7 protein-coding genes are annotated in these 4,743 nt (G+C 42.4%); all 7 read left to right on the top strand.

Going from position 1 to position 4,743, the window contains the following annotated elements:
* Positions 1-151 precede the first annotated feature (151 nt).
* The 7 genes from GTH32_RS18835 to GTH32_RS18805 all read left to right on the top strand — a co-directional run bounded on the left by GTH32_RS18835 (position 152) and on the right by GTH32_RS18805 (position 4,449).
* Positions 152-565 (top strand): hypothetical protein, encoded by a 414-nt coding sequence (locus tag GTH32_RS18835; protein WP_163088701.1) that lies wholly within the window; start codon positions 152-154, stop codon positions 563-565.
* 115 nt (positions 566-680) lie between these two features.
* Entirely contained in the window at positions 681-1,052 is a 372-nt protein-coding gene (locus tag GTH32_RS18830) for a hypothetical protein (RefSeq protein ID WP_163088689.1), read from the top strand.
* 154 nt (positions 1,053-1,206) lie between these two features.
* Entirely contained in the window at positions 1,207-1,455 is a 249-nt protein-coding gene (locus GTH32_RS18825) for a hypothetical protein (protein ID WP_163088699.1), read from the top strand.
* Positions 1,456-1,602: 147 nt separating this feature from the next.
* Positions 1,603-1,938, top strand: a complete 336-nt coding sequence (locus GTH32_RS18820) for a hypothetical protein (RefSeq protein ID WP_163088697.1) — start codon at positions 1,603-1,605, stop codon at positions 1,936-1,938.
* A 387-nt stretch (positions 1,939-2,325) separates the two neighbouring features.
* Positions 2,326-2,637 (top strand): hypothetical protein, encoded by a 312-nt coding sequence (locus tag GTH32_RS18815; protein WP_163088695.1) that lies wholly within the window; start codon positions 2,326-2,328, stop codon positions 2,635-2,637.
* A gap of 554 nt (positions 2,638-3,191) precedes the next feature.
* Positions 3,192-3,575 (top strand): hypothetical protein, encoded by a 384-nt coding sequence (locus tag GTH32_RS18810; RefSeq protein WP_163088693.1) that lies wholly within the window; start codon positions 3,192-3,194, stop codon positions 3,573-3,575.
* 544 nt (positions 3,576-4,119) lie between these two features.
* Positions 4,120-4,449 carry an SMI1/KNR4 family protein gene (locus GTH32_RS18805; RefSeq protein WP_163088691.1) on the top strand — a complete coding sequence of 110 codons (330 nt, stop codon included), beginning with the start codon at positions 4,120-4,122 and terminating at the stop codon, positions 4,447-4,449.
* The last annotated feature ends 294 nt before the right edge of the window (positions 4,450-4,743 follow it).

Genomic DNA, 4,743 nt, shown 5'->3' with positions numbered 1-4,743 from the left:
CTTTTTAGCGATGAGCCTGCAAAATAGTTACATAACAAACCAAGTAAGCGGGACAATAACACGTAGGCTCCCGTCACTTCGTTCCTTATTATAGCCCACGTGTCATTGCCCCTTCTTGGGGGGTTATACGCTATGAGCATCAAGGATAGAAATGCAGCTTAAAAAACCTAAGTACCTTCTCATTACTCTAAAATTAGGGCTTAAGTTACCACTAATTTGGTGTGGTTCAGCGCTTTTTATCGGTGTGTTTACTCAAGAAATAGCAGCTGCAATCTTCATTTCATTCTCATCTTTTTTCTTAACTTGGCTTATTTGTAAACTTTCAGGCTTTTTCTTCAGCTTACAAGAACACAGCGGCATTCTAAAAAACCATATTTACGATAACGTTTTAAAAGCAGTTTGGTTTATAGCCCTGTTTTGCCTCGTAGTGAATTTCTTTAAATCTCTACTCTTAAAAACAGGAAGTGGAGCATTCTTGGGCTGTGTATTTTCAATCGTTTATTTTGCCTTTATGCTTTCTGCATCAAACCGCTGGGGTATGCACTTCGTTGAAAAACGCGTATAACAAAAAAATTAAATCACTCACTTCGTTCGCTGGGACGCATACACGCAGGGCGGCTTCGCCATTATGCCCTACGCGCCTGCGCCCCTTATTTAAAAGTTAGCTGCCAAGAGGATTCATGGAAGATTACTCTCCGAACAAAATCCCTAATTCGACACGAATTTTTAATATCATTTGGGCTCTTTTTTTAATCGGTATATGTTTCTACGCTGGCATTAACGATGTATTGGTCTACCCTGGCGTAAGAGGCTCTGGTTCTGTTGAATTAACTGGCATGCCGTTACTATTTTTCTGCGTAGCATTAGTCTCCAGTGCTATAAACGCGGCGTTAACCGTAATTGACCACTACGACAAAAGAGACAATGAAAAAAGCTATAAGCAAATGTCATTTTATCTAAATATTCTTAGTATATTTGCAATTATCTTAGCTTTTGGATATCAGTTCATTATCAACCAAGAATCGATGGTAGTTATTGGCAATGTCAGCTAACAAGCCAATAAACTCACTCACTACGTTCGCTGGGACGCATACACGCGGGGCGGCTTCGCCATTATGCCCCACATGTCTGCGCCCGTTATTGGAAAGTTATGTGTAAATTAGCATATGGAAGTTAGATTAACTTTGTAATTTAGGAATAATTAATATGAGCACTGGGATCAAAGCGGATAAAGGCAGCACAGTAATAGCAGATGGAGCTGATATATCAGGTCATGATACAGCTATTGATTCGAGCGATAGCTTTGTGAGCGCTAAAAGTGCAAATCTTAATACTGTAGCAGTACCAACCGCTCCTAAATGGCACACGTCATGGTGGGGTGTAACTTCTCTAGGGGCAATAGCTGCAATAATTGCCGGTTTAGTTCTTTATTTCGGGTTTGGTATAGGGGCTTAATTTTTCACACATAACAATCACATTAAGTCGCTCGCAAGCTCCCTGGGACAGTAACGCATGGGCTCTGTCGCTTCGCTCGGATTTTAGCCCATGCGTTACTACCCCTTATGTGGGTGTTAGCTACCTAGTAAACGACAAGGATATAAAGTGTTTAAACAAAAGCGCCAGAATAGAATTCCTGTTTCAACAAAAGATACCTTCTGCATCCCTTTTAATATCCATCAAAAGGCTAGGAACGGGTATAAGGTTAGTGAAAACCCCGTTAAACCTGCAATTGAGTTCACTGCCACGTACGAAGAAGCACTCGAAAAATTAAGGTCTTATAATATTGCTGGGTGGCGCGACTATGGTAAGGGGAATACACAAAGTGCGCGCAAAGCAGTAGGTTGGGTTAATTTGGACGATGCGAAACGTCTATTGGATGGGAGTGATGACACCAAAAGAGTTGCTTTGTACGAATCTTTGACTGACGTCGTTGATTAAAATCTTAAATACGTGAGAACTCAAATGAATAGGTTCAAAGAAATACTCTGCCTTTACCAGAAAACAGGAGGTAAAAATGATATTCATGATAGTCTTTGCATTTGCTTAGAAACAGGGAAATTATTCATTAGACTTGAAAAATCGAGTAACTCTAGCTGGCGGGGCGAGGACGTCCAAACAATATTTCTGCCGGACGCGAAGAATACTTATAAAGAATATTTCACTAAATCAATCGACTTTCTTAGCTCAGTGAAAGGTAGCTAACAAAAAAATTAAGTCGCTCGCTGGCTCGCTGGGACACAAACATGACGGCTGTGTCGCTTCGCTCCGATTATAGCCGCCATGTTTATGCCCCTTATTTGGGTGTTATAAGACAAAGGAAACTCAATGAACAAGGTTGTTATCAGTATCCTTTCAATATTACTCCTGCTAACCAACGTGTTTTGGTTGTATCAGAGTTTGGATAACGGTGTCTCTTTAACTTACATGGAAGCAAGCCTAGAAACCCAAACTAAAATATCGGAGCAACTGTTCGTTCTAACAAATGCGCAGCTCATAGGTAAAAGCGTCAACGAAGTTAATAATATTGTTCCTCTGGATATTTATGGCTCTCGACCATTCATAAAAGATGATTGCTTATATTATGGTAGCGTATGCCTAATTGTTGGCACCAATGGCACTATTCAGGGTTTTAAGTAACATGTCTTATAACAAAAAACTTAAGCTCGCCCGCTGCGCGGGCTGGGACGCAAACACGCAGGGCGGCTTCGCCATTATGCCCTACGTGCCTGCGCCCCTTATTTAAAAGTTATAAGGCGTCAGCCTAAACTGCGTTTGGCTTCATAAAAATCCCAGTACAACTACCCTCACCTGTTTTCATTAGCATCGCTCTGGCTCGTGGTAGGTTTAAATCCGCCGCTTTCAATTCAAAGGTTGCGCATTAGGCGCTTTATCGCCAAGGTATTATTCAACGTCAACAAGCGCCAATGCGTTTGACAGTTCAAATGGCGGCTAGCTTCAGTTAAATCAAAAACATCAATGCACAGTCGTTTTTCTTGTCTGTGTTAACAATCAATCGTATGCTGGCTTTATCAGTTTTTAAACAGACCAAAGGAACTGGCTATGCTTATAACAAAGCGCTTAAGACCACTCCCTTCGGTCGCTCGGACGCATTTACGCGGGGCGGCTTCGCCATTATGCCCCACGCAAATGCGCCGCTTAGCTTAATGTTATGTCTCAGAAGGAATTGATAAATGCGGTTAACTTTTTTACTACTTCTGTTAGTCAATTTTGGCTGCCTTGCCTCATCTTGCATCGTCACCGATGAAATGCGCGAGCAGTTCAATTCCAAGCATAGTGAAAAAGTTACTATTGATACAACCCTTAGAGATTCGAACTTCACTGTAACTATCAAATTACCAGAGAGCATTGAAGGTCAAAGTTCTTATTCAGTATGGCTCATATCAGACAGTCTTGAGGAACCAACCTTCATCTTCCCATTAGATTTGTATGAAGAAGGTAACCAAACTATGGCATGGTATGAAATAGATGCAGGGCTTGTGAGAAAGCACTTTGTAGTAGTCAGCTTAAATGACTATTGCGCTCCAAGCTTGTTCAAGGAAGTTTTTTACCAATGAGACATAACAAACAAATTAAGTTCGCCCGCTGCGCGGGCTGGGACGCAAACATATGGGCTGCTCACTTCGTTCGGATTTTAGCCCACATGCCTGCGCCCCTTATTTAAAAGTTATAAGGCGTCAGCCTAAGCTGCGTTTGGCTCAACCAAGTAATCAGTTCAACTATCCTCACCTGTTTTCATTAGCATCGCTCTGGCTTGTGGTAGGTGTAAATCCGCCGCTTTCATTTTAAAGGTGGTGTAATAGGCGCTTTATCGCCAGGTTCTTATTTTCAGCCAGCAAGCGCCATTACACTTGATAGTTCAAATGGCGGCTAGCTTCAGTCAAATCAAAACCATCACTGCTCAGTCGTTTTGCTTGTTTGTGTTAACAATCAATCGTATGCTGGCTTCAACAGTTTTTAAACAGACCAAAGGAAATGGCTTTGCTTATAACAAGGCGCTTAAGACCACTCCCTTCGGTCGCTCGGACGCATTTACGCGGGGCGGCTTCGCCATTATGCCCCACGTATCTGCGCCCCTTAGCTTAAAGTTAGGGCTCAGATATGAATCGAGCATTTGGTAAGGTATTCAAAAGCGAAACCGGCGTTGAGTACGGCGTAATTCGAAAAGCCAAGGAGCCATTCCCTGAAGTCTTATCCACTTCGAATGTCCTTGCCGAAGACGATTGCGGTAACTATTTCGTTCTGCTTAACGAGGCTGTGTGCTTCTGGGATGACGAAACAGGAGAGAACCATTTTCTTTCTGGTTCAGTAAATGATTTTGTTTCTAGTTGCTCTGCTCCAGAAGAAGTTGAATTAGAGCTTGGCCAGGTAGAGTCGGCTTGGATAGATCCCGAGTTTGCGAAGCAATTCGGCATCAAGAGCAAGCCCTAACAAGCGCATGTTTCGGACAAATTTCCGCTGCGCTCCAATTTTCCGCAAATGCGGGCGTTATATGCTAATTGGTATTTAACTCATGGAAGAATATTTTGCTGGCCTAAGAAAAATTAAGCTTCGTTCTGACAACGTACATGCTGCTCGTTGGCCATGCTTTTATTTAGGGAAACTGCGAATAAGTCCCGCAGTTTAACGCTCAGTTAAGCCGCAGCATCGCCTGCCTAATTTTTAAACTCTAATTTTGCAGTTTAGGCCAATATGCCGCCGTTTTAGGCCGGATTTCGACCTACT

This window comes from Alteromonas profundi, from assembly GCF_010500865.1.
GTDB lineage: Bacteria > Pseudomonadota > Gammaproteobacteria > Enterobacterales > Alteromonadaceae > Alteromonas > Alteromonas profundi.
The sequence above is the reverse complement of the archived record's forward strand: the minus strand, read 5'-3'. Positions and strand labels throughout refer to the sequence as shown.